This window comes from Nocardioides sp. SRI_004 (genome assembly GCF_057586415.1).
Genome location: NZ_JBYCZV010000006.1, coordinates 118441 through 139603 on the forward strand (window position 1 = coordinate 118441; position 21163 = coordinate 139603).

Annotated in this window: 21 protein-coding genes; 12 read left to right on the plus strand and 9 right to left on the minus strand. The window is 73.5% G+C overall.

What is annotated here, in order from left to right:
- Window positions 1-35: 35 nt before the first annotated feature.
- Window positions 36-1028, minus strand: a complete 993-nt coding sequence (locus tag AC2YHB_RS10105) for an Acg family FMN-binding oxidoreductase (protein WP_179647350.1) — start codon at window positions 1026-1028, stop codon at window positions 36-38.
- Between the two features lie 125 nt (window positions 1029-1153).
- On the opposite strand from AC2YHB_RS10105, the gene AC2YHB_RS10110 reads away from it, so the two are divergent.
- Window positions 1154-1819 (plus strand): response regulator, encoded by a 666-nt coding sequence (locus AC2YHB_RS10110; RefSeq protein ID WP_179647349.1) that lies wholly within the window; start codon window positions 1154-1156, stop codon window positions 1817-1819.
- Here the strand turns inward: AC2YHB_RS10110 and AC2YHB_RS10115 are convergent.
- On the minus strand, window positions 1786-2253 hold the full coding sequence (locus AC2YHB_RS10115) for a pyridoxamine 5'-phosphate oxidase family protein (RefSeq protein WP_179647348.1): 468 nt from the start codon (window positions 2251-2253) through the stop codon (window positions 1786-1788). The two genes, AC2YHB_RS10110 and AC2YHB_RS10115, sit on opposite strands and share 34 nt — an antisense overlap.
- A 157-nt stretch (window positions 2254-2410) precedes the next feature.
- Here AC2YHB_RS10115 and AC2YHB_RS10120 point away from each other — a divergent pair, with 157 nt between their 5' ends.
- A complete protein-coding gene (locus AC2YHB_RS10120; protein ID WP_179647347.1) occupies window positions 2411-3994 on the plus strand; it encodes a GAF domain-containing sensor histidine kinase in 1584 nt (527 codons plus the stop codon).
- Here the strand turns inward: AC2YHB_RS10120 and AC2YHB_RS10125 are convergent.
- Both AC2YHB_RS10125 and AC2YHB_RS10130 read right to left on the minus strand, forming a co-directional pair.
- Window positions 3965-4408, minus strand: a complete 444-nt coding sequence (locus AC2YHB_RS10125; RefSeq protein WP_179647346.1) for a DUF1003 domain-containing protein — start codon at window positions 4406-4408, stop codon at window positions 3965-3967. The genes AC2YHB_RS10120 and AC2YHB_RS10125 overlap by 30 nt on opposite strands.
- A gap of 72 nt (window positions 4409-4480) precedes the next feature.
- Entirely contained in the window at window positions 4481-5470 is a 990-nt protein-coding gene (locus AC2YHB_RS10130; protein ID WP_179647345.1) for an AraC family transcriptional regulator, read from the minus strand.
- Window positions 5471-5591: 121 nt separating this feature from the next.
- On the opposite strand from AC2YHB_RS10130, the gene AC2YHB_RS10135 reads away from it, so the two are divergent.
- The 6 genes from AC2YHB_RS10135 (at window position 5592) to AC2YHB_RS10160 (ending at window position 11658) form a co-directional block, all read left to right on the plus strand.
- Complete coding sequence (locus tag AC2YHB_RS10135; RefSeq protein ID WP_179647344.1) at window positions 5592-6575, plus strand: quinone oxidoreductase family protein; 984 nt, start codon at window positions 5592-5594, stop codon at window positions 6573-6575.
- 36 nt (window positions 6576-6611) lie between these two features.
- Window positions 6612-7514 (plus strand): TauD/TfdA dioxygenase family protein, encoded by a 903-nt coding sequence (locus AC2YHB_RS10140; protein ID WP_179647343.1) that lies wholly within the window; start codon window positions 6612-6614, stop codon window positions 7512-7514.
- A gap of 62 nt (window positions 7515-7576) precedes the next feature.
- On the plus strand, window positions 7577-8629 hold the full coding sequence (locus tag AC2YHB_RS10145; protein ID WP_179647342.1) for a beta-keto acid cleavage family enzyme: 1053 nt from the start codon (window positions 7577-7579) through the stop codon (window positions 8627-8629).
- An 11-nt stretch (window positions 8630-8640) separates the two neighbouring features.
- Complete coding sequence (locus tag AC2YHB_RS10150) at window positions 8641-9933, plus strand: MFS transporter (RefSeq protein WP_179647341.1); 1293 nt, start codon at window positions 8641-8643, stop codon at window positions 9931-9933.
- Window positions 9930-10541 carry an RBBP9/YdeN family alpha/beta hydrolase gene (locus AC2YHB_RS10155; RefSeq protein WP_179647340.1) on the plus strand — a complete coding sequence of 204 codons (612 nt, stop codon included), beginning with the start codon at window positions 9930-9932 and terminating at the stop codon, window positions 10539-10541. The genes AC2YHB_RS10150 and AC2YHB_RS10155 overlap by 4 nt, the downstream gene beginning before the upstream one ends.
- 43 nt (window positions 10542-10584) lie before the next feature.
- Window positions 10585-11658, plus strand: a complete 1074-nt coding sequence (locus AC2YHB_RS10160; RefSeq protein WP_218864571.1) for a YeiH family protein — start codon at window positions 10585-10587, stop codon at window positions 11656-11658.
- Between the two features lie 10 nt (window positions 11659-11668).
- Here AC2YHB_RS10160 and AC2YHB_RS10165 read toward each other — a convergent pair whose 3' ends face one another.
- From AC2YHB_RS10165 to AC2YHB_RS10175, 3 genes are read right to left on the minus strand one after another with little or no spacing between them, the layout of a single operon-like run.
- Window positions 11669-13186 (minus strand): acyl-CoA carboxylase subunit beta, encoded by a 1518-nt coding sequence (locus tag AC2YHB_RS10165; RefSeq protein WP_487353835.1) that lies wholly within the window; start codon window positions 13184-13186, stop codon window positions 11669-11671.
- A gap of 41 nt (window positions 13187-13227) precedes the next feature.
- A complete protein-coding gene (gene adhP / locus AC2YHB_RS10170; RefSeq protein ID WP_179647338.1) occupies window positions 13228-14244 on the minus strand; it encodes an alcohol dehydrogenase AdhP in 1017 nt (338 codons plus the stop codon).
- A 35-nt stretch (window positions 14245-14279) separates the two neighbouring features.
- Window positions 14280-14516, minus strand: a complete 237-nt coding sequence (locus AC2YHB_RS10175) for a hypothetical protein (RefSeq protein WP_179647337.1) — start codon at window positions 14514-14516, stop codon at window positions 14280-14282.
- 321 nt (window positions 14517-14837) lie between these two features.
- Between AC2YHB_RS10175 and AC2YHB_RS10180 the strand changes: the two genes are divergently transcribed.
- The 3 genes from AC2YHB_RS10180 (at window position 14838) to AC2YHB_RS10190 (ending at window position 18423) form a co-directional block, all read left to right on the plus strand.
- Window positions 14838-15275, plus strand: coding sequence for a pyridoxamine 5'-phosphate oxidase family protein (locus tag AC2YHB_RS10180; protein WP_179647336.1), 438 nt, complete (start codon window positions 14838-14840; stop codon window positions 15273-15275).
- Window positions 15272-17923 carry a bifunctional acetate--CoA ligase family protein/GNAT family N-acetyltransferase gene (locus tag AC2YHB_RS10185; RefSeq protein ID WP_179647335.1) on the plus strand — a complete coding sequence of 884 codons (2652 nt, stop codon included), beginning with the start codon at window positions 15272-15274 and terminating at the stop codon, window positions 17921-17923. The genes AC2YHB_RS10180 and AC2YHB_RS10185 overlap by 4 nt, the downstream gene beginning before the upstream one ends.
- Before the next feature lie 65 nt (window positions 17924-17988).
- Window positions 17989-18423 carry a hypothetical protein gene (locus AC2YHB_RS10190; RefSeq protein WP_179647334.1) on the plus strand — a complete coding sequence of 145 codons (435 nt, stop codon included), beginning with the start codon at window positions 17989-17991 and terminating at the stop codon, window positions 18421-18423.
- On the opposite strand, the gene AC2YHB_RS10195 is transcribed toward AC2YHB_RS10190, so the two are convergent.
- Complete coding sequence (locus AC2YHB_RS10195) at window positions 18389-19393, minus strand: 5'-3' exonuclease (protein WP_218864570.1); 1005 nt, start codon at window positions 19391-19393, stop codon at window positions 18389-18391. The genes AC2YHB_RS10190 and AC2YHB_RS10195 overlap by 35 nt on opposite strands.
- A gap of 10 nt (window positions 19394-19403) precedes the next feature.
- Complete coding sequence (locus tag AC2YHB_RS10200) at window positions 19404-20318, minus strand: metallophosphoesterase (protein ID WP_487353836.1); 915 nt, start codon at window positions 20316-20318, stop codon at window positions 19404-19406.
- Window positions 20319-20353: 35 nt separating this feature from the next.
- Between AC2YHB_RS10200 and AC2YHB_RS10205 the strand changes: the two genes are divergently transcribed.
- Window positions 20354-21094, plus strand: coding sequence for an endo alpha-1,4 polygalactosaminidase (locus AC2YHB_RS10205; protein WP_218864569.1), 741 nt, complete (start codon window positions 20354-20356; stop codon window positions 21092-21094).
- Window positions 21095-21163: the final 69 nt, after the last annotated feature.

Here is a 21163-nt window from a genome sequence, read left to right on the forward strand (position 1 = left end):
TTCGGCCCCCGTGGTCGCGGACCTTGGACGCTCCGTCAGGCGTGGCGCACGAACACCTCGTGCAGGGGGCGCCGCGGCGTGCGCGGCAGCCCGCTCCTGCCGATCGCCTGCCAGCCGATGCGTAGCAGGATGTGGGGCTCCGGGACGTCGCGGAGCACGCTCCGCGCGACCTCGTGGCGGACGCTCTCCACCTCGATCGGCTGGCTCATCGGGATCAGCGACATGCCGGAGCGGGTGGCCTCGAGCCAGACCGCGCTCATGGCCTGGCCGCTGCGCAACCAACCCCCGACGTCGTCGGACGCACCGCCGATCGCGATGACCCGGTCCCCGCCGTGGATCACCATGCGGGTGTCCTCCAGCAGCCCCGGCCGGAACCGCGACCGCGCCTGCAGGGGCTCCGGGTCCGCGGGGAGCAGGCCGAGCGGGATGCCGTCGGTCCCCGCGCGGTCGATCCACCGCTCCTGCTCCAACATCCGGCGACCGTCGATCTCGAGGAAGGTCAGCGCGCGGTTCGCCAAGAGCTCGAGCCGGATCCGTGCGGCGTCGCTCGTCACTGCCTCGGCCCGGCTGCCCCACTGCTCGGCCACCCGGCAGAGCTCCTGCAGCCGGTCGTCCGGGACGGGCCAGGCCGTGAAGCGGCGACGGTCCGTGCACCGGGTGCGGAGCAGGTCGAGGTCGGACCGCACCGCGGCCCGCTGGCGGACCCGGCTCACCAGGACCTCGGCGAGGACGGCGGGGTCGCGGTCGGCGGGCAGCATGAGCACGTTGGTCTCCCACCCCATCGCCCGGGCGGCGAACGCCAGGTGGTGCAGGGCCGCGCCACAGCTGAGGGTGAGATTGCGCCCGCGAGGATCCTCGGCGGGCAGGCGCCGGGTCAGGTCGGCCTCGAGGACGAGCCGTGCGTCGTCGTACCGCCACCGCCAGGGCTGGGTGTTGTGGACGCTCGGTGCGAGGCAGGCGAGGTCCACGAGGCGCTCGACGACCTCGGCGGGCGCCTTCTCCACCAACGGCTGGTGACGCATCGGCATCGTCCTCCCCTCCTTCTGCACCCAACTGTGCGGCTGGTCCCTGTCTTGTGCAGGGGCCAAAGGTCCCTTCCTCGCAGTCGTCGGACCCGGTCCGCCGCGGTCCGATCGGGACTACGGTGGGAGCCGTGAGTGATTCCCAGGCACCCGGTGAGCGCATCAGCGTCTACCTCCTCGACGACCACGAGATGATCCGGCGCGGCATCCGTGACCTCCTCGAGTCCGAGGGCGACATCGTCGTGGTCGGCGAGTCCGACTCGGCGCAGGAGGCCGCGCGCCGGATCCCGGCCCTCCGGCCCGACGTCGCGATCCTCGACGGCCGGCTGCCCGACGGCTCGGGCATCGACGTGTGCCGCGACGTGCGGTCGCAGGACCCGTCGATCAAGGCGCTCATCCTGACGTCGTACGACGACGACGACGCGCTCTTCTCCGCGATCATGGCCGGCGCGGCCGGCTACGTGCTCAAGCAGGTGCGCGGCAACGACCTGCTCGACATCGTGCGCCGCGTCGCCGCCGGCCAGTCCACCCTCGACCCCTCGGTCACCGCCCAGGTGCTGGACCGGATCCGCTCCGGGCCGCCGGTCAACAAGGAGCTGGCCACGCTCACCGACCAGGAGCTCAAGGTCCTCGAGCTGATCGGCGAGGGGATGACGAACCGCCAGATCGCCCGCGAGATCCACCTCGCGGAGAAGACCGTGAAGAACTACGTGTCGTCCATGCTGGCGAAGCTCGGGATGTCGAGCCGTACCCAGGCCGCGATCTACGCGGTGAAGAACGCGTCGACGGCCGACTGAGCGGCCGCGGCCGATCCGGTCGCCGGCAGCACGCGTCGTCCGGACACCGAGCGGGCCTCGATCCGGAGGCCGAGGAACCGCGGGCCCGTGACCCAGGGCTCGGGGTGCTCGGGGGTGTGCCGCTGGCGGACGCACCGACCGCGCACCAGGACGCTCCAGCCCTCGTGGTGGGCGGCGTCGACGTGGTCGACCTCGAAGGCGACGTCGCGGTCCGCGACGTCGCGCGCCAGCAGCGAGTAGGGCGTCGTGCGGAGCACGATGGCCTCGTCCTCGGCGACGGCGTAGTTGACCGGGACGACCGACATGCCCTGGCTGCCGGACCACGCGATGCGCCCGACGGGCTGGGAGCGGAGGAGGTCCCAGCACTCGGGGCCGTCGAGGACGGCCAGGCGACCGGGCTGGATGTCGTGCTGCTGGATGTCGGGCTCTCGCACCGGGACCACCTCCTGCTGTGGGGACGCTCCCATCGTCGTCCGCGGGGTGCGGCTCGCGGCAGGTCCGTGGGTCCCGCCGGAGCAGGCCTTTCGGCCCCCTCCGCCGCACGGCGCTGCTAGCGTGCGCGAACGGGCTTACGGGACAGGAGCGCGACGCATGGAGAGCACGGACGACGGACGTTCCGGCGGCAGCCTCGACGACGTGGAGTTCGAGGACCTGGTCCGTGCCGTCCTCGACAGGATGCACGGTGCGCTCGACCAGCAGGCCCGGCTGCAGCTGCTGCTGGACGCGGTCGTCACGATCTCGGCCGACCTGAGCCTCGACGGCGTGCTGTCCCGCATCGTCGCGATCGCCAGCCGGCTGGTCGACGCCCAGTACGCCGCCCTGGGCGTGCTGAGCGCCGGACGACAGCGCCGGCTGCGCACGTTCGTGCACCACGGCGTCTCCGACGACCTCGCCGCCGAGATCGGGGACCTGCCGACCGGTCACGGCCTCCTGGGCCTGATCATCGACCGCCCCGAGCCGTTGCGGCTGCACGACATCGCGGAGCACCCGGCGTCGTACGGCTTCCCGGCGAACCACCCGCCGATGAGCTCCTTCCTCGGGGTCCCCGTCCGGATCCGGGACCGCGTCTTCGGCAACCTCTACCTGACGGAGAAGGCCGGGGGCGGCGACTTCACCGCCGAGGACGAGGAGGTCGTGGTCGCGCTGGCCGCGGCCGCCGGCGTCGCGATCGAGAACGCCCGGCTCTACGAGGAGGCGGCGCGCCGCGAGGCCTGGGCGAGGGCGACCGCCGGCATCGCCGCCGAGCTCGCCGACCCCGGTACGCAGGCCGACGCGTGCGCGGCCGTCGCGAGACGTGCCCGCGAGGTGGCCGAGGCCGACGCGGCCTGGGTGACCCTGGGGGAGCCGGGCGAGGAGACGACGCTCGGGTACGACGGCGTCCGGCTCGCCGAGGACCAGCGGGGTCCGGTCCTCGAGGTCGCCTTCGCCCCCGCGGCAGGTGCCAGCGGCACGCTGTCGCTGGCGTGGACGCGCGACCGTGAGGACGTCTTCCACACCCTCGACACCCAGCTCGTGGCGGCCTACGCCGAGCAGGCCGCCCTGGCGCTCCAGCTCGCCGAGGCGCGCGAGGACCAGCGCCGGCTGGAGGTCTTCGAGGACCGCGACCGGATCGGGCGCGACCTGCACGACCTGGTCATCCAGCGGCTCTTCGCGGTCGGCCTCGGCCTCCAGGGCACCACCCGGATGGTCGACAAGCCCGAGGTAGCGGCCCGGCTCGAGCAGGCCGTCGACGACCTCGACGCCACCATCAAGGACATCCGGCGCGCGATCTTCGGCCTCAGCTCGCTGGAGACGGCCGGCGACGTCCAGGCCGAGGTGACCCGGCTGGTGGAGCGGGCGGCGGCGACGCTGAAGTTCCGCCCGTCGCTCCGCTTCGACGGACCGGTCCGCACCCTCGTGTCCGCCGAGCTCGCGCCCGACCTGCTCGCGGTGCTGGCGGAGGGACTGTCCAACGCCAGCCGGCACGCCGAGGCGTCGGCGGTCGAGGTGGTCCTCGAGGCCGGCGAGCGGATCGTGCTCACGGTGCGTGACGACGGCCGCGGCATGGACGGCTCGGTCGCCGAGAGCGGGCTGGCCAACATCCGCACCCGTGCCGAGAAGCGTGGGGGGAGGCTCGTCGTCGAGTCCGCGCCCGGCAAGGGAACCTCACTGGTCTGGGACGTGCCACGCGGCTGAACCCTGGTCGACCAGGCTGGTCTCCTCCAGCACCACCCTCCGGTGCAGCTCCGCGATCAGCCGGTGGATCTCGCGGGTCAGCTCGGTGTTGTCCTTGAGCTCCAGCTCCTGCTCCACGAAGTCGTGGTCGGCCTTCGCCCGCTGCACCTCCGCCTGACGGTTCTGGCCGATCATCACGAAGGTCGACAGGAAGATCGCCTCCAGCGACACGACGAGGGTCAGCGTCGGCCACGGGGTCCGCTCGGCCACGAGCATCCAGAGCAGGAACGCGCCCGCGTGGAGCCACACGAAGGGCATGGACCCGGCGAACGCGGTGATGGCGTCGGCGAGACGCGCCTGCCAGTCCTCCGACCGCTGGGCGAAGTAGCGCTCGACGCCGGGGTGCGTGCGACGCGTGGGCGACGACTCGGGCATGGCCGTCACGCTAGGACGGCCCGGCGGGCTGCGGCACGGGCCACGGGCCCCGGCACGGGGGACCTTCGGCCCTCAGCCCGCCCAGTCGCGCGGCGCGACGCCGTACTGCTCACGGAACCAGCGCGAGAAGGAACTCGGGGCCGTGAACCCGAGCAGGCCCGAGATGTCGGTGAGTGACTGGCGCCCCTGCGCGAGGTAGCGCTCCGCGAGCCGGCGCCGCACGGCGTGCAGCACGGACGTGTAGGTCTCGCCGTGGCCGGCCAGGTGCCGGTGGAGGGTACGACGGTCGACGCCCAGGCTGCGAGCGACCTGATCGACGGAGGCCCGGCCCATCGGGAGCAGCAGCTCGACGAGCTCGCGGACCTGGTCGACGGCTGACTCGGCGCGCGCCGACGGCAGCGTCGACAGCAGTTGCTGGGTATAGGGGCGCAGGGCCGGGTCCGACGAGGCGTTGGGACGGTCGAGGTCCGCGGAGCCGACCACCAACCCGGCGAACTCGTGGTCGAAGCGGAGCCGCTCGCCGAAGAGCCCGAGGTGCGTGGTGAGGTCCGCGGGCGCGGGGTGCGCGAAGCAGGTCGACAGCGGCTGCCAGTCGTCGCCGAGGAAGGTGCGCAGGATGCCCACGACCGCGGCGGTGGCGAGGTCGAGGGTCTGCTCGGTCGGGACCGGCTGCCCGGCGTCGAAGCGCAGCCGGATGGTCGCCAGGCCACCCGCCTCGGCGACCTCCAGGTGCAGCGCCTCGTTGTAGCTGCGCTCGTAGCGCAGGAGCAGCCCGAGGGCGGAGCGGACGTCCGGCTCCTCCCTGAGTACGACGGACAGCGGGCCCAGCGTCGAGAGGCGACGCCGCTGCGACATCAACAACCCGAAGTCCGCGCGCCCGGTGGCCTCCGCCGTCGTGGCGAGCAGCCGCGCGGCCCCGGCGGCAGGAATCCATCGGTCGGGCGTCGCGAGGGACGCGATGTCGAGCCCGGCGTCGGCCACCAGCGCCGCGGCGTCGGCGCCGAGACCGGTGGCCAAGTCGACGTACCCATGGAGGGACGCGGCACGGACCTCCGGCTGCATGTGACCTGCCTCTCCTGAATGTCCCGAAAAGGTAAGGCATCTGTCCCGATCCGTAAAGCAATCGCCGATTCTCGTCCCTAGCGTTGCCTGCGTCACATTCCCGAACGAAGGAGACGCAGCGATGGCCAAGGGCATCCGCTTCCACCAGACCGGCGGTCCGGAGGTCCTCCAGTGGGAGGAGATCGAGGTCGGCGAGCCCGGCCCCGGCCAGGTCCGCGTCCGGCACCACGCCGTCGGCCTCAACTTCGCCGACACCTACTTCCGCACCGGCTACTACCCGGCCGCGCTGCCCGCCGGCATGGGCGTCGAGGCGGCCGGTGTGATCGAGGCCGTCGGCGCCGGTGTCTGCGAGTTCGCCGTCGGCGACCGGGTGACCTACACCGGCAGCCCGCTGGGTGCCTACAGCACCGAGCGGGTCATGGACACCGTCCCGCTCATCAAGCTGCCCGACACGATCTCGTTCGAGACCGCGGCCGCGATGACCATGCGGGGCCTCACCTCCGCCTACCTGCTGCGCCGGATCGCGCCGGGCCTCGAGGCCGGTGACACCGTGCTCCTGCACGCCGCCGCCGGTGGCGTCGGGCTGATCCTCAGCCAGTGGGCCCGCGAGCTCGGCATCCACGTGATCGGCTCGGTGTCGACCGACGAGAAGGCTGCCGTCGCCCGCGCCCACGGGTGCGCCCACACCATCGTCTACACCCGCGAGGACGTCGCCGCCCGGGTCCGTGAGATCACCGACGGCGCCGGCGTCCCGGTCGTCTTCGACAGCATCGGCGCGACGACCTACGAGCAGTCGCTCGACTCGCTGGCCCGCCGCGGGCTGCTGGTCTGCTTCGGCACCGCGTCGGGGCCGATCCCGCCCATCGACGCCCTGCAGCTGGCGATGAAGGGCTCGCTCTTCGTCACCCGCCCGGCCCTCGCCGACTACATCCTCGACCCCGCCGAGCGGGCCGAGCTGGCCGGCGAGCTCTTCGACCTCGTCGGCTCGGGCCGGATCACCGTCGAGATCAACCAGCGCTACGCGCTCGAGGACGCCGTCAACGCGCACATCGAGCTCGAGTCCGGCCGGAGCGTCGGCTCGTCCGTCTTCGTGCTCGAGAGCTGACCGACCCGGTCGTCGTACACAGAGAGGAACAGCACCATGACCATCACCGCAGAACGCAAGGCGACCGTCGGCCGCCTGGCGCACGGATCCATCGAGGTCCTGCCGATGACCGCGAGCATCGGGGCCGAGCTGCGCAACCTCAGCCTCGCGCGGGCCTCACGGGACCCCGAGCTGTTCGCCGAGATCAAGGACCTGCTGCTGCAGTACAAGGTCCTGTTCTTCCGCGACCAGGACCTGACCCGCGCCGAGCACGTCGCGCTCGCCGAGCGGTTCGGGCCGCTCGAGGACCACCCGGTCGCGGGCAGCGACCCGCAGTACCCGGGACTGGTCCGGATCTACAAGGACCTCGACAGCCCGGCCGAGCAGTACGAGAACGCCTTCCACTGCGACGCCACCTGGCGCGAGTGCCCGCCGATGGGCTCCGTGCTGCGCTGCGTGGAGACGCCCGAGGTCGGTGGCGACACGATCTGGGTGAACATGGTCGAGGCCTACGAGCGGCTGCCCGCGCAGGTCAAGGAGCAGATCGCCGACCTGCGCGCGAGCCACAGCATCCAGTCGACCTTCGGTGCCGCGATGCCGCTGGGACAGCGGCTCGCGCTCAAGGAGCGCTTCCCCGACGCCGAGCACCCGGTCGTCCGGACGCACCCGGAGACGGGGGAGAAGGTCCTGTTCGTCAACGCCTTCACCACCCACTTCGTGAACTTCCACACCGCCGAGCGGGTTCGCTTCGGCCACGACTACAGCCCCGGCGCCAGCGAGCTGCTCAACTTCCTGGTCCGCCAGGCGTCGGTCCCGGAGTACCAGGTGCGCTGGCGCTGGACCCGCAACAGCGTGGCGATCTGGGACAACCGCAACACCCAGCACTACGCCGTCCAGGACTACTGGCCGGCCATCCGCAAGATGGACCGCGCCGGCATCGTCGGTGACCGGACCTTCTGACCTCCACCTCCCGTCCCCCTCCCCCCAACACGCATCCGCACCCACCAGTCAGGAGAACCGCCATGTACTTCCACGACGACGCCCTCTTCCCGGAGAACCAGGACCCGCTGGTCATCACCGCTGCCCCCTACGGCCCCGAGTGGGAGCCGGCCGACTTCCCCGAGGACCTGCCGCTGACGATGGACCAGCACGTCCAGCAGGCCGTGGACTGCTGGAACGCCGGCGCCACCGTGCTGCACATCCACGTGCGCGAGCTCGACGGCAAGGGCTCCAAGCGGCTCTCGAAGTTCAACGAGCTGCTCGGCCGGCTGCGCGAGGCGGTGCCGGAGATGATCCTGCAGGTCGGCGGCTCGATCTCCTTCGCCCCGGAGGGCGAGGGCGCCGACGCCAAGTGGCTCGAGGACGAGGCCCGGCACATGCTCGCCACCCTCGATCCGGCGCCCGACCAGGTCACCATCGCCATCAACACCAACCAGATGAACATCATGGAGCTGATGACCGACGACGACGTCCGGGGGACGTCGCTGTCGCGTCCCGAGCTCGCCGACGCCTACCGCGAGATGGTGGTCCCGGCCGGCCCCGAGTGGGTCGCCGAGCACCTGCGCCGCTTGACCGCCAACGGCATCCAGCCGCACTTCCAGCTCGCCAACATCGCCCAGCTCGAGACGGTCGAGCGCCTGATCCGGCGTGGGGTCTACCAGGGCCCGCTCAACGTCACCTGGGTCGGCATCGGCGGCGGCTTCGACGGCCCGAACCCCTACAACATGCTGGAGTTCGTCCGCCGGGTGCCCGACGGCGCGAACCTCACCCTGGAGACGCTGATGCGTAGCGTGCTGCCGGTCAGCACGGTCGCGATCGCACTGGGCCTGCACACCCGGGTCGGCAACGAGGACACCATCTGGGGCCGCCGCCGGGAGAAGATCACCTCGGTCCAGCAGATCGAACAGCTCACCCGCATCGCAGCCGAGCTCGACCGCCCCGTCGCCACCGGCAAGGAGGCGCGTGAGATGTACAAGCTCGGCGAGACCTACGGCTCGGTCGACGAGACGCTCGCGAAGCTCGGCTACGCCCCCAACCGCAAGCCGGGCCAGACCGGCTTCACCTTCCACGCCTGAAGGGGACGATCATGGCTGTCATCACGACCGAACGTCCTCCTGCCGCGACGAGCGCGACCTCCCGGGCCTTCCCGTGGGTGGTCTTCGCGCTGACCTTCGGCCTGCTGCTGAGCGACTACATGTCGCGCCAGGTGCTGGCGGCCGTGTTCCCCCTCCTCAAGGCCGAGTGGGGCCTGACCGACACCCAGTTCGGCACCCTGACCGGTGTCGTCGCGATCGCGGTCGGCGTGCTCGCCGTCCCGCTGTCGATCCTCGGTGATCGCTTCGGCCGGGTCCGTGGCATCCTGGTCATGGGCTTGGTCTGGAGCCTGGCCAACCTCGGGTGCGCGGTCGCCGCCGGCTACGGCCACCTGATGGCCGCGCGAGTGCTGCTCGGTGTCGGCGAGGCCGCCTTCGGCAGCGTCGGGCTCGCGGTCGTGCTCGCCGTCTTCCCGGCCCACCGGCGCTCCGCCCTCAGCGGTGCGTTCATGGCCGGCGGTGTGTACGGCGCCGTGCTGGGCGTCGCGATCGGTGGCATCGTCGCCGACCGGCTCGGCTGGCGGGCGTCGTTCGTCGCGATGGCCGTCATCGGCTTCGTGCTGGTCGCGCTCTACCGTGTGATGGTGTCGGAGGAGCGGCTCGCCGCCCACCGCCACGCCACGGCCGAGCCGGTGGCGGACGACGTCCCGCGTCCGTCGATGCGCCATCTCTTCTCGACCCCCGCCGTGCTGCTGGCCTATCTCGCCAGCGGTGTCCAACTGTTCGTCGCCGGTTCGCTCTACGGCTGGCTGCCGACCTACCTCCACCGCAGCTACGGCCTGTCGATCGAGAAGGCGGCGGTCGCCGCGGCCGGGTTCTTCCTGGTCATGGGCACCGGGATGATCGTGTGTGGCGCGCTCACGGACCGGCTGTGCCGCACGCTGCCGATCCGCAAGTGGACGACCTCGATCGGGTACGCCGCGGTCACGCTGGTCGCCCTCTGGCTGGCCTTCCGGCAGGACACCGGTGCGGCGCAGCTGGCCCTGATTGGTGTGGGCAGCTTCTTCTGCGCCGGCACGGCCGGCCCCGCGACGGCGATGGTGGCGAACCTGACGCCGGAGCCGATCCGGGCGACAGCGTTCGGCACGCTGACCCTCGCGAACAACCTGCTCGGCCTGGCGGCCGGACCGATCGTGATGGGCATCCTCGCCGACCGGGTCGGGCTGTCGTCGGCGTTCACCGCCCTGCCGGTGGCGGGCGCGATCGCGATCGTGCTGCTGGTGGCCGGCCGGGCGTCGTACCCGTCGAGCCTGGCCCGGGTGCAGGCGATCGAGGTCGTCCGATGAGCACGCGCCCGACCGTCGTCATCGTGCCCGGTCTGCGCGGCCCGGCACCCACCCACTGGCAGACCTGGCTCGGCCACCGGCTGGCCGACCGCGGCGAGACCGCCGTGACCCTGCCGCTGCTGGGGCGCGAGCACATCGACCTCGACGAGCGGGTGGCCGCGCTCGAGGCCGCCGTCCAGACGGTCGACGGGCCGGTCGTGCTCGTCGCCCACAGTGCGGGTGTGGTGACGACGGTCCACTGGGCCCGTCGCCACCCGCTCACCGCGGAGCGTGTCGTCGGCGCGCTGCTCGCGACGCCGCCCGACCTGGTCTCGCCGCTCGGTGCGGAGTACCCCTCGCTCGCCGAGCTCGCCGACCGCGGCTGGGCGCCGGTGCCGACGCGACCGCTGCCCTTCCCGGGTGTCGTCGCGGCCAGCACCACCGACGCGATCGGCGACCTCGACCGGGTCACCACGCTCGCGGAGGCGTGGGGCTGCCGGCTCGAGGTGCTCGGCGCCGTCGGGCACCTCAACCCCGCCTCGGGCTTCGGCCCGTGGCCGCGGGCCGAGGAGCTGCTCGACGAGCTCGTCAACGATCTCGTCGACCGTGCCGCGGGGGTGGCCCGATGACGAGCCCCGGCAGCTGGCACGCCTTCACCACGGCGTTCATGGCGTGGCTCGCCACGCGCTCGCGACCCACGGCGCGCGTCCGGTGACCGCCGTCGTCGTACCCGCTCCGGAGGCCGGTGCGGGTGACCGGTCGCGCCTTCCGGACGGCGCGGCCGCGCTGATGGCGTTGGTCGCCGGTGTGGTCGTCGCCTTCGGAGTGCACCGGCTGGTGCCGCAGGTCGGGGTGCTCACGTGGGCGGTGGCACTCGGCGTGGTGGCGGCCAACGCACGGCTCCTGCCTCCGGTCGTGGTCGGCTCGCTCGGGCGCCCGACGCGGCGCCTGCTGCGGATGGGCGTGGTTCTGCTGGGCTTCTCGATCTCACTGGCCGCCGTCGCCGACCTCGGCCTGCCGGTCCTCGCCGTCACCGCTTTCACGCTGGTGGGCACGCTGGTCGTCACGACCTGGCTCGCCCGCCGGCTCGCGATCGGTCCGGCCCGCAGCCTCCTCTTGGGGACGGGCTTCGCGATCTGCGGCGCGTCGGCGATCGCCGCAATGGAACGGACCGCCGACGCCGACGACGAAGACGTGACCGCCGCGATCGCCATGGTCACCCTGTGGGGGACCGTCGCCATGGTGGCACTGCCGGTGCTGCAGGCGCCGCTCGGCCTGTCCGCCACCGAGTACGGCGTCTGGGCCGGCGCGGGCATCCAGGAGGTCGGTCAGGTCGTGGCCGCCGCCGGACCGGCCGGTGCCGCGGCCCTGGGCGTCGCTGTCGTCGTGAAGCTGACCCGCGTTCTCCTGCTCGCCCCGGTGGTCGCGGTGGTGAGCGCCGGGCGCCGGATGAGGTCGGAGGAACAGGCGACCGGGGGACGTCCGCCGCTCGTGCCGCTCTTCGTGCTGGGCTTCCTCGGGTGCGCGCTACTGCGCACGGCCGGCCTGGTCCCGGACGCGCTGCTCGAGCCGATCGCCCAGGTGCAGACCGCCGCGCTCGCCGCAGCTCTGTTCGGGATGGGCGCCAGCGTCCGGATCGGCTCGCTGTTGCGGGGGAGCGGCTCGCTGGTGCTGGCCGGTGGCCTGGGCACCGTGCTCGTGCTCGGGCTCTCGCTGGCCGGGGTGCTCGTCGTGGGGGCGCCCTGACCGTCCCGCCTCAGCCGGCCCGGCGGATCGTCGCCGCGACCAGTGCGCGCGTCTCCGCCGGGTCGACCACGTCGTCGATCTCGAACACCCGCGCAGCGTTGAGGGCCTTCGCGTGCTCCCGGAGCTCGGCGGTGTGCCGGACGACGGTGGCCTCGCGCTCGTCCGCGGGCAGCGCCGCGAGCTCGTGCGCGAGGGCCAGGCGTACGGCGCCCTCCAGCCCCATCGCGCCGAGGTGGGCGCCGGGCCAGGCGACCGTGAACAGTGGGCGGTGGGTGCTGCCACCGAGCATCGCCTGCGCACCCAGGCCGTAGCCGCGGCGCAGCACGACGCCGACGAGCGGTGTGGTCAGCCGGGCGCCGGCGGTGACCATCCGCGAGGCCTCGCGCACCAGGCCGGTGCGCTCGGCGTCGGGACCGACCATGAAGCCGGGGGTGTCGACGAGCGACACGACGGGCAGCCGCCAGCGCTTGCAGAGGTCGAGGAAGTCGGCCGCCTTGGTGGAGGCGTCGGCGGTCAGCGCGCCGGCCAGCACCGTCGACTGGTTGGCGACGACGCCGACGGCCAGCCCGTCGATCCGGGCGAGCGCGGTCACCAGCTCCGGCGCCCAGGCGTCGCGGAGCCAGATCACGGAGTCGTCATCGGCCAGCGCCTCCACCACGGGCCGCACGTCGAACGCCTCGCGGTCGTTCTCCGGCAGCATGGTCCGCAGCGCGGCGGGATCCGCTCCCGGGCCGCCCGCTCCGAGGTCCGGGTCGTGCAGCAGGCCGAGCAGGCGTCGTACGACGTCGACGGCTGCGGCCTCGTCGTCGACCACCACGTCGAGCACCCCGTTGGCGGCCTGGTCGGAGACCGGGCCGATGTCCTCCGCGGCGAACTGCCCGAGCCCGCCTCCGGCGATCATCGCCGGACCGGCCATGCCGAGGTTGGCGTCGGGCGTGGCGATCCGCAGGTCGGCGCAGCCGGCGATCACGGCGTTGCCGGCGAAGCAGCGGCCGGAGACGACGGCGATCCGCGGCACGACGCCCTGCAGCTCGCCCCACAGCGCGAACGAGCCGACGTCGAGCGCGGAGACCAGCGGGAGGTCGACGTCGCCCGGGCGACCGCCGCCGCCCTCGGTGAAGAACACGGTCGGCAGCCCCATCCGGCCGACGACCTCGATCAGCCGGTCGGACTTGCGGTGTCCGCGCATGCCCTGCGTCCCGGCCATGACGAGGTAGTCGTAGGAGGGGACCGCGCACGGGACACCGTCGACGGTCGCCGTGCCCCCGATGATGCCGTCGGCCGGAGCCTCGACGACGAGCTCGGCGAGCGGCCGGCGCTGCTCCTGGGCGGCGGTGACGAAGCGTCCGTACTCCACGAAGGAGCCCGCGTCGACGAGGTCGGCGATGTTCTCCCGTGCCGTCCGGCGTCCCTTCGCGTGCCACCGCGCGACCTTGTCCGCACGCGCCTCGTCGGTGGTGAGGAAACGGCGGGCGAGCACCTCGGTGAGGCCGTGGGCGGGGGTCTCGGTGGGGCTGTCGTCGGTCACGGGCCCATCCTCACCCATGGCCGCGCACGGCCGGACGCGGATCAGGGCGCGAGCACGATCCGCGCCGGGGTCCGTCCGGCCAGCACGTCCGTCACCGCCTCGTTGACCTCGTCGAGCTTGCGGGTCTCGGTGATCACCCGGGTCCGGCCGCGGGCGTGCAGGTCGAAGACCTCGGCGAGGTCCTGGCGGGTGCCGACGATGGATCCGATCACCGAGATGCCCTTGAGCACGGTCGGGAAGATCGGGAGCGCCATCGGGCCCTCGGTCTCGGGCGGCAGGCCCACGCACACGAGGCGGCCGCGCCGGCGCAACGAGGCCATCGCCTGCTCGAAGACGGTCGGGAACACGGCGAGGACGATCGCGACGTCCGCGCCGCCGAGGGCCTCCACCGCCGCGACCGGGTCGCTGGTGCGGGCGTTCACCACATGGTCCGCGCCGAGCTCGCGGGCCATCTCCAGCTTCGCGTCGTCCACGTCGACGGCGATCACGACGGCGCCGACGAGGCGCGCGTACTGCACGGCGAGGTGGCCGAGCCCGCCGATGCCGTAGACGGCGACGCGTTCGCCGGGGGTGACGCCGGCGACCTTCACCGCCTTGTAGGTGGTCACGCCTGCGCAGGTCAGCGGCGCGGCATCGATGCTGGGTACGGCGTCGGGCACGGGGACGACGTACGCGGCGTCGGCGACGGCGTACTCGGCGAAGCAACCGTCGATCGAGTAGCCGGTGTTCTGCTGCTGCTCGCACAGCGTCTCCCAGCCGCCGACGCAGTGGTCGCACCGGCCACAGGCGTGGCCGAGCCACGGCAGCGCGACGCGCTCGCCGACGGAACGGACCGTGACGCCGGGACCGACGGCCTCGATCGTGCCCACGCCCTCGTGGCCGGGGACGAACGGCGGGACCGGCTTCACCGGCCAGTCGCCGTGGGCCGCGTGGATGTCGGTGTGGCACAGGCCGCTGGCCTCGATCCGGACCAGGACCTGCCCCGGTCCGGGGTCGGGCACGGGGCGCTCCTCGACGGACAGCGGCTCGGTGAACTGGTGGACGACTGCTGCTCTCATGGGGGTCTCCGGGTGCGGACGGGTGGGTGGTGGGGTCACGAGGCGACCGGGGTGAGGTGCCGACCGGCCGTGTGCTCGAGGAGGCGGTGCCGGATCAGGTCCTCGCACAGGGCGATGCGCCGGAGCGGGTCCGGCTGGCAGCCCTGGAGCAGCCGCTCGACCCGCAGGACGGCGGCCAGCACCTGCCCGGCGGGTACGGCACCGGCGTACTCGAGGATCAGCCGGTCGGCCAGGTCCTGGCGGGCCTGCCGCCAGGTTCGGGAGTCGGGCATCGGGGCCTCCTTCGCTTCCCGGTCCACCCTTTCCCCGCGGAGGTCTCGTTCGGAGGGCCAAAGGTCCCGAGCCGGGAGGAACCTCGGCGGGCCCGCAGGTCCTTCGTCCCGGTGAGGACGGGCTCGGGACCCTGCCGCCTGCCTCCCCGGCACACCGATGCTCGTCCCGTGACCACCTACATCCCATCGTTCAGTCGCGACGCCGTGGACCTGCTGGTCGGGGCGAGGTGAGGACGATGCGGGTCGCCGACCTGACGACGGTCCTCGAGCTGGTGTCCGCGCCCCCCGGCGTCAACGCCGTCCACGCGGGCTGAGGGCGCCGTGCTCGCGCTCACCGAGATCCCGGTCGCCGGCTGCCGGCGACTCCTGCGTTCGACCGCGTTCGGCCGCCTCGCGCTCGTGGACGACTCCGGGCGCGCAGAGCTCTTCCCGGTCAACTACGTCGCCACGGACGAGGAGTTCTGGCTGCGCACGGGACCGGGAACCCTCCTGGACCGATGCGCCGACGGCGCCGAGGTGGTGCTGGAGGTCGACCAGGTCGATCCGTCACGCGGCGTCGGGTGGTCCGTGGTCGCGCGCGGATCCGCGGTCCGCGCACTCGCGGGCCCACGGACGTCGACCGGCAGGCCCGCACCGGGCCCGCCACCCTGGGTCCGGCACGCGGACGACGTCTGGTTCCGCGTGCCGTGGCACGAGCTCACCGGCCGCCGCCTGGGCCCGGTACCCGATGACCAGCCCTGGAGAGGAGCCGGCGGATGAGCCCCCGTCCCGCCGACGTGCTGCTGAGCGACGGCAGCGTCGCCGTCGTTCGTCCGGTCGCGCCCGGCGACGGCCCGGCCCTGCACGACCTGCACGCGTCGGTGTCCGACGACTCCTTCTTCCTGCGCTTCTTCGGCACCGGCCGGCGCGCGGCCCACGCGTACGTCGAGCACGTCCTCGCGTCGCGCGAGACGCTGTCGCTCGTCGCCTGCGAGGGTGAGCGCCTGGTCGGCCTCGCCACGGCGGAGCCGACGGCGACCGACACCTACGAGGTGGCCTTCCTGGTGGCGGACGACCGGCGCGGCCACGGGGTCGGGACCCTGCTGCTCGAGCACCTCGCGGACCTCGCGCGCAGCCGCGGCGCGACCGGCTTCACGGCGGAGGTGCTCGCCGACAACCACCGGATGCTCGAGGTGTTCACCGGAGCCGGGTTCGAGGTCGTCCGGACGGGTGGGGGCGGTGAGTGCCAGGTCCACCTGGACATCGTCGACGGATCCCGGGCGCAGGCGGCCGCCGACCTCCGGGAGTTCGCCGCCGAGCGGCGCTCCCTGCGTCCGCTGCTGGCCCCGCGCTCGGTCGCCGTGTACGGCGCGCGCCGGGACGGGTCCGGCATCGGCGGGGCCGTCCTCGCCGCGATCCGGCGCGACGGGTTCGCCGGGCAGGTCGTCGTCGTGCGCCCGGACGGCGCACCGGTCGGCGACCTGCCGGCCCGGCGGCGGCTCGGGGACGGACCACCGGTCGACCTCGCCGTGCTCGCGGTCCCGGTGGGAAGGGTCCGGGCGGCCCTCGAGGACGCGATCGCCGGCGGCGCCGGCGCGGCTGTCGTCGTCTCGTCGGGCTTCGGCGAGATGGGGCCGGAGGGCGTCGTCCTCCAGCAGGAGATCGGCCGGCTGGCGCGCCGCAACGGCGTCCGCCTCGTCGGACCGAACTGTCTCGGCGTCCTCGACAACGCCCCGGACGTGCGGTTGAACGCGACCTTCGGCCTGGCTGCCCCCTCCTCGGGCGGGCTCGCGCTCGCCAGCCAGTCGGGCGGCGTCGGCATCGCCTTGGTGGACCTGCTGGACCGGGCAGGCGTCGGCCTGCACACGTTCGTGTCGCTCGGCAACAAGGTCGACGTGTCCGGCAACGACCTGCTCGCCGCGTGGTACGACGACCCGGACATCACCTGCGCCGCGCTGTACCTCGAGTCGTTCGGCAATGCCCGCAAGTTCCTGCGCTTCGCGCGCGCCTTCGGTGAGCGCAAGCCCGTGGTCGCCGTCGTCGGCGGTCGCTCGGCCGGCGGCCAGCGCGCCGGGGCGTCGCACACGGCGGCCTCCGCGACGCCCGCCCTCGGGGTCGAGGCCCTGTTCGCCCAGGCGGGTGTGATCGCCTGCCAGGATGCCGAGGAGCTGGCCGAGACGGTCACGGTGCTCGTCGGCGAGCCGCTGCCGCAGGGGCGCCGGCTCGCTGTCGTCAGCAACGCCGGTGGGCTGGGGGTGCTGGCCGCGGACGCGGCCGACGACGCCGGTCTCGACGTGGTCGCGTTCTCGCCGGCACTCCAGAGGGAGCTGGCCGGTCGGGTGTCCCGCACGACCGGCTGGGCCAACCCCGTCGACGCCGGAGCGGGCGTCGACGCGGCCGGGCTCGCCGGCATCGCGCACACGGTGCTCGCGTCGGGCGAGGTCGATGCGCTGCTGGTCGTCCTCGTCGCGACCGACACCAACGACGTCGCCGCTGCCCTCGACGAGCTCGCGGCGATCCGCTCCGCCCACCCGGGACGGCCGCTCGTCGTCGTACCGGTGGGCGCGGAGGAGGCCGGTCGCGAAGCCCGGACCAGCGGAGCGCTCACGGTCATGTGCTCGGGCAGGGCCGCCGCGGCGGCGCTGGGAAGAGCCGCCGCGTACGCCGAGTGGCGGCGCCGGCCGCGGGACCCGATGTCCCCGGGCGACCCGGCCCGCGCCCACCTGGCCCGCGAGGAGGCGGCCGCGCTGCTGCGCGACGCCGGCCCGGACGGCTGGATCGGCACCGCGGCGGCGAGTCGGATGCTCGACCGCTTCGGGGTCCGGCTGCTCGGTGAGGTGGTGCCGGCCGACCGGGCGGCCGGCACCGCTGCCCGGATCGGCTTCCCCGTCGCGGTCAAGGCCGCCGGAGCCGACATCGTCCACCGGACCGAACGGGGCCTCGTGGCGACCGGACTGGGGAACCGGGACGAGGTCGCTGCCGCGGTCGCCGGCTTCGGCACCGCGCGGACCGCACCAGTGCTGGTGCAGCCGATGGTCGCGGGCGTGGAGATCGCGCTCGGGGTCGTCCGGGACGCCACCCTCGGGCCCCTCGTGATGATCGCGGACGGCGGCGTCGCGACCGAGCTGTCCGACGACAGGATCCTGCTGGTGCCACCCTTCTCGGTGGGCGAGGCGATGGCCGCGCTCCGGCGGATGCGGCTGTGGCCCCGACTGGCCGGGTTCCGTGGCGCTCCACCAGCGGCCGCTGGTGACCTGGCTGCCACGGCCGTTGCCCTGGGCACGCTCGCCGTCGAGGTGCCCGAGGTGGCCGAGCTGGACCTCAACCCGGTCGTGGTCGGCCCCGACGACGTCGCGGTCGTCGACCTCAAGCTCCGGCTCGCCCACGGCGTACCGGTCGACCAGCCTCGTCAGCTGCGCCCTAGCTAGCCCGTTTCGGGGCAGTGGCCCGATCGGACCATTCCGGACGACGCTGCGCGGTGGGACGCTGGCGCATGGCCGAGCCGCAGCGACCACCCGAGTCGCTCCCGATGCGGATCGTCGTCAACCTCGTCGTGGCGGCGATCATGCTGGTGCCCTTCGTCCTCGTCGGGGCGGGCGCCTGGCTGATCGTCCAGCGCCAGACGGGCGAGCGGGTCGAGGCCGAGGTGATCGGCTGCGACCTCGACGTCGGCTACAAGACGTCGAGCCAGCACTGCACCGCCCGCTGGACGGTCGACGGCGTCGAGCACACCGGCCCGATCCAGGGCTCCGGCGACCAGGAGGTCGGCAGGACGGTCGACGCGACCCTGCGCGACGGTGAGCTCTACAGCCGGTCCCTGACGCTGCCGCTGGTGCTGCTCGGGCTCGGCCTGCCGCTGCTGGTCCTGCCGTTCACCTGGGTACGCCGCCGGCTCAGGGGCGCCCGTACGACGCCGGCTCACCCGTGAGCACCCGCAGGGCCAGGGTGGTGGTCGCCTCCATGCCCAGGTGGCCGACCACGCGCTCGACGCGTGCGATGTCCAGCGGCAGCAGGCCCGGGGTGCCGGGCACGTCGGGGGTGAGCCCGAGGTCGAGGTCGGTGCGTCCGGCCATCAGCCGCAGGTTGAACTCGTAGCGCTCGCGGGCCTCCGGCGCCTGCAGGCGGGTCAGCGTCGACGCGCTGATCCGGCGCGCGCCGGTCTCGTCGCTCCACGAGTCGAGCGCCGCGACCAGCGCCGCGCCGTCGTTGTGCTCGACGTCCGCCCAGACCGCCTGCATCGACCCCATGTGGTTGAGCAGGACCGCCGCGGTCTTCTCGCCGATGCCCTTCACGCCGGGCAGGTTGTCGCTGGAGTCGCCGCGTACGGCCGCGAACTCGAGGTAGCGCTCGGCCGGGACGCCGTACATGATCTGCAGCGCCCTGGGGGTCAGCAGCGGCGAGCCGTTGATGCCGCCGTCGATCAGCCGCAGCACGCGGGTGTGCTCGCTGATGTGGGCGAAGGAGTCGCGGTCGGAGGTGATCACGACGCAGTCCCAGCCGTTCTCGCCGGCCCAGGTGGCGGCCGACGCGTTGACGTCGTCGGCCTCCAGGCCGGGCGGCGTCAGGGTCGCGAGGCCGAGGGCGTCCAGCAGGGCGCCGGCGCGGTCGAGCTGGTCGACGAGCTCGGGGTCCTTCTCGGCCCGGCCCGCCTTGTAGTCCGGGTACATGTCGCGGCGGTACGACGCCGTCCGGTCGTCCAGCCCGAAGATCACCGCGTCGGGCGCGAACGCGTCGATCGACTCGATGATCTGGCGCAGCATCCCGTGCAGCGCCCACGCCGGCCGGCCGCCGCGGTCCAGGTGCCGGGTGTGCGCCCGCGCGTGGTGGTTGCGGTGCAGCAGGGACGGCGCGTCGACCGCGAGCAGGAGCTTGCGGGGCCGGTCGGGGATCGCGTGCATCGGGCGGTCGTCAGTCCAGGGGAGCGTTGAGGGGCGAGTCCTTGCGGGAGACCATGTCGAAGCGCTGCTCCGGGGTGAGCGTGCGGAAGGGCTCCAGCATCTCCAGACCGTAGCCGCTGACCTCGACCGCGTCGGTGGCCGGTACGACGGAGTGGACCACCCGGTCGTCGTACAGGTGGAGCCTGGTGAAGGCCTGGTGCCCGTCGACGCCGGAGAGCAGCCGCTGGTCGGGGGCGAGCTCGGAGGTGTAGCAGGTCGCCGACGCCACCGAGACCGGGACGCCGGCGAACGTGGACCACGACGTGAAGTGGAAGTGCCCGCCGAGGATGCCGCGCACGTCGCTGCCCTCGACCACCGCCGCCAGCCGCGGCTGGTCGTGCAGCTCGATCAGCTCCGCCAGGCGCAGCATCGGCACCGGGATCGGCGCGTGGTGCAGCGCCAGCAGGGTGCCGTGCGGTGCCGGCTCGGCCAGCACCTCCGCGAGCCACCGCAGCTGCTCGTCCGACAGCTCCCCGTGGTGCCAGCCCGGGACACTGGTGTCGAGCGCGACGATCCTCAGGCCGGCGACGTCGTGCACGCGGTCCTGCGGCTCCTCGCTCTCCGCACCGAAGAGCTCGCGCGAGTACGCCGCCCGGTCGTCGTGGTTGCCCATCACCCAGACCACCTCGGCGCCGAACGCGGCCGCCGCCGGCTCGACCACCTCGCGCAGCCGCCGGTACGCCGCCGGCTCGCCCTTGTCGGCCAGGTCGCCCGTGAACACGAGCGCCTGCGGTGGCGTGGGCACCCGGCCGAGCCGCTCGAGCGCGGCCTCGAGGTGGGCGACGGTGTCGACGGCGTCGTACTGCAGGCTGCCGGCGAGCAGGTGGGGGTCGCTGAGGTGGGCGACGACGTGTGTCGGGTCGGGGTACTGGCCGAGCGGTTCCACGCCCAGAGCCTAGGACCGCGGGGGACACTGGTCCGGTGTTCTCGGCCCTCGTCCTCTCCGTCGCCCTCACGCTGGCCCCGGTCGTGACCCCGCCGCCCGGCGGGGGAGACCTCGACTACCAGCTCGGCGGCGCGGTGCGGCCCGACCCGCGCGTCGAGATCGTGGTCCGCGACCGCAACGCGCCGCCGTCGCCCGGCCGCTACAACGTCTGCTACGTCAACGGCTTCCAGACCCAGCCCGACGAGGCGTCCTTCTGGCGCGACCGGTGGAGCCTGGTGCTGAAGGAGGACGGCCGCGCGGTCGTCGACGAGGCGTGGGGCGAGTGGCTCCTGGACATCCGTACGACGACGAAGCGCGCCGCGCTCGCGCGGATCGTCGGCCGCTGGATCGACGGGTGCGCCCGCGACGGCTTCGACGCCGTCGAGTTCGACAACCTCGACTCGTGGTCGCGCAGCCGCGGGCTCATCACGCGCGCGCAGGCGAAGGCGTTCGCGCGGACCCTGGTGGCGCGGGCGCACGCCGACGGCCTGGCCGCCGGGCAGAAGAACTGGGCGGAGCTCGACGGCACCGTGCTCGGCTTCGACTTCGCCGTGGCCGAGGAGTGCGGACGGTACGCCGAGTGCGGCGACTACGTGGCGTCGTACGGCAGCCGCGTGCTGGCCGTCGAGTACCGCCGCGCCGACTTCGACCGCGCCTGCGCGCGCTGGGGCGCGCGCCTCGGGATCGTGCTGCGTGACCGCGCGCTGTCGCGCACCGGCGTGCGGTCGTGGTGCTGAGGCCTCCGGCGCACGAGGCCGTGTCTCCCAACCCTCGGCGGCGGCCACGCCGCCCATCACGCACGCCTG

Coding starts and splice junctions, on each gene's coding strand:
- AC2YHB_RS10105 (WP_179647350.1), bottom strand. CDS start 1,028: ATGCCGATGCGTCACCAGCCGTTGGTGGAGAAGGCGCCCGCCGAGGTC.
- AC2YHB_RS10120 (WP_179647347.1), top strand. CDS start 2,411: ATGGAGAGCACGGACGACGGACGTTCCGGCGGCAGCCTCGACGACGTG.
- AC2YHB_RS10125 (WP_179647346.1), bottom strand. CDS start 4,408: ATGCCCGAGTCGTCGCCCACGCGTCGCACGCACCCCGGCGTCGAGCGC.
- AC2YHB_RS10130 (WP_179647345.1), bottom strand. CDS start 5,470: ATGCAGCCGGAGGTCCGTGCCGCGTCCCTCCATGGGTACGTCGACTTG.
- AC2YHB_RS10135 (WP_179647344.1), top strand. CDS start 5,592: ATGGCCAAGGGCATCCGCTTCCACCAGACCGGCGGTCCGGAGGTCCTC.
- AC2YHB_RS10140 (WP_179647343.1), top strand. CDS start 6,612: ATGACCATCACCGCAGAACGCAAGGCGACCGTCGGCCGCCTGGCGCAC.
- AC2YHB_RS10145 (WP_179647342.1), top strand. CDS start 7,577: ATGTACTTCCACGACGACGCCCTCTTCCCGGAGAACCAGGACCCGCTG.
- AC2YHB_RS10150 (WP_179647341.1), top strand. CDS start 8,641: ATGGCTGTCATCACGACCGAACGTCCTCCTGCCGCGACGAGCGCGACC.
- AC2YHB_RS10155 (WP_179647340.1), top strand. CDS start 9,930: ATGAGCACGCGCCCGACCGTCGTCATCGTGCCCGGTCTGCGCGGCCCG.
- adhP (WP_179647338.1), bottom strand. CDS start 14,244: ATGAGAGCAGCAGTCGTCCACCAGTTCACCGAGCCGCTGTCCGTCGAG.
- AC2YHB_RS10175 (WP_179647337.1), bottom strand. CDS start 14,516: ATGCCCGACTCCCGAACCTGGCGGCAGGCCCGCCAGGACCTGGCCGAC.
- AC2YHB_RS10185 (WP_179647335.1), top strand. CDS start 15,272: ATGAGCCCCCGTCCCGCCGACGTGCTGCTGAGCGACGGCAGCGTCGCC.
- AC2YHB_RS10190 (WP_179647334.1), top strand. CDS start 17,989: ATGGCCGAGCCGCAGCGACCACCCGAGTCGCTCCCGATGCGGATCGTC.
- AC2YHB_RS10195 (WP_218864570.1), bottom strand. CDS start 19,393: ATGCACGCGATCCCCGACCGGCCCCGCAAGCTCCTGCTCGCGGTCGAC.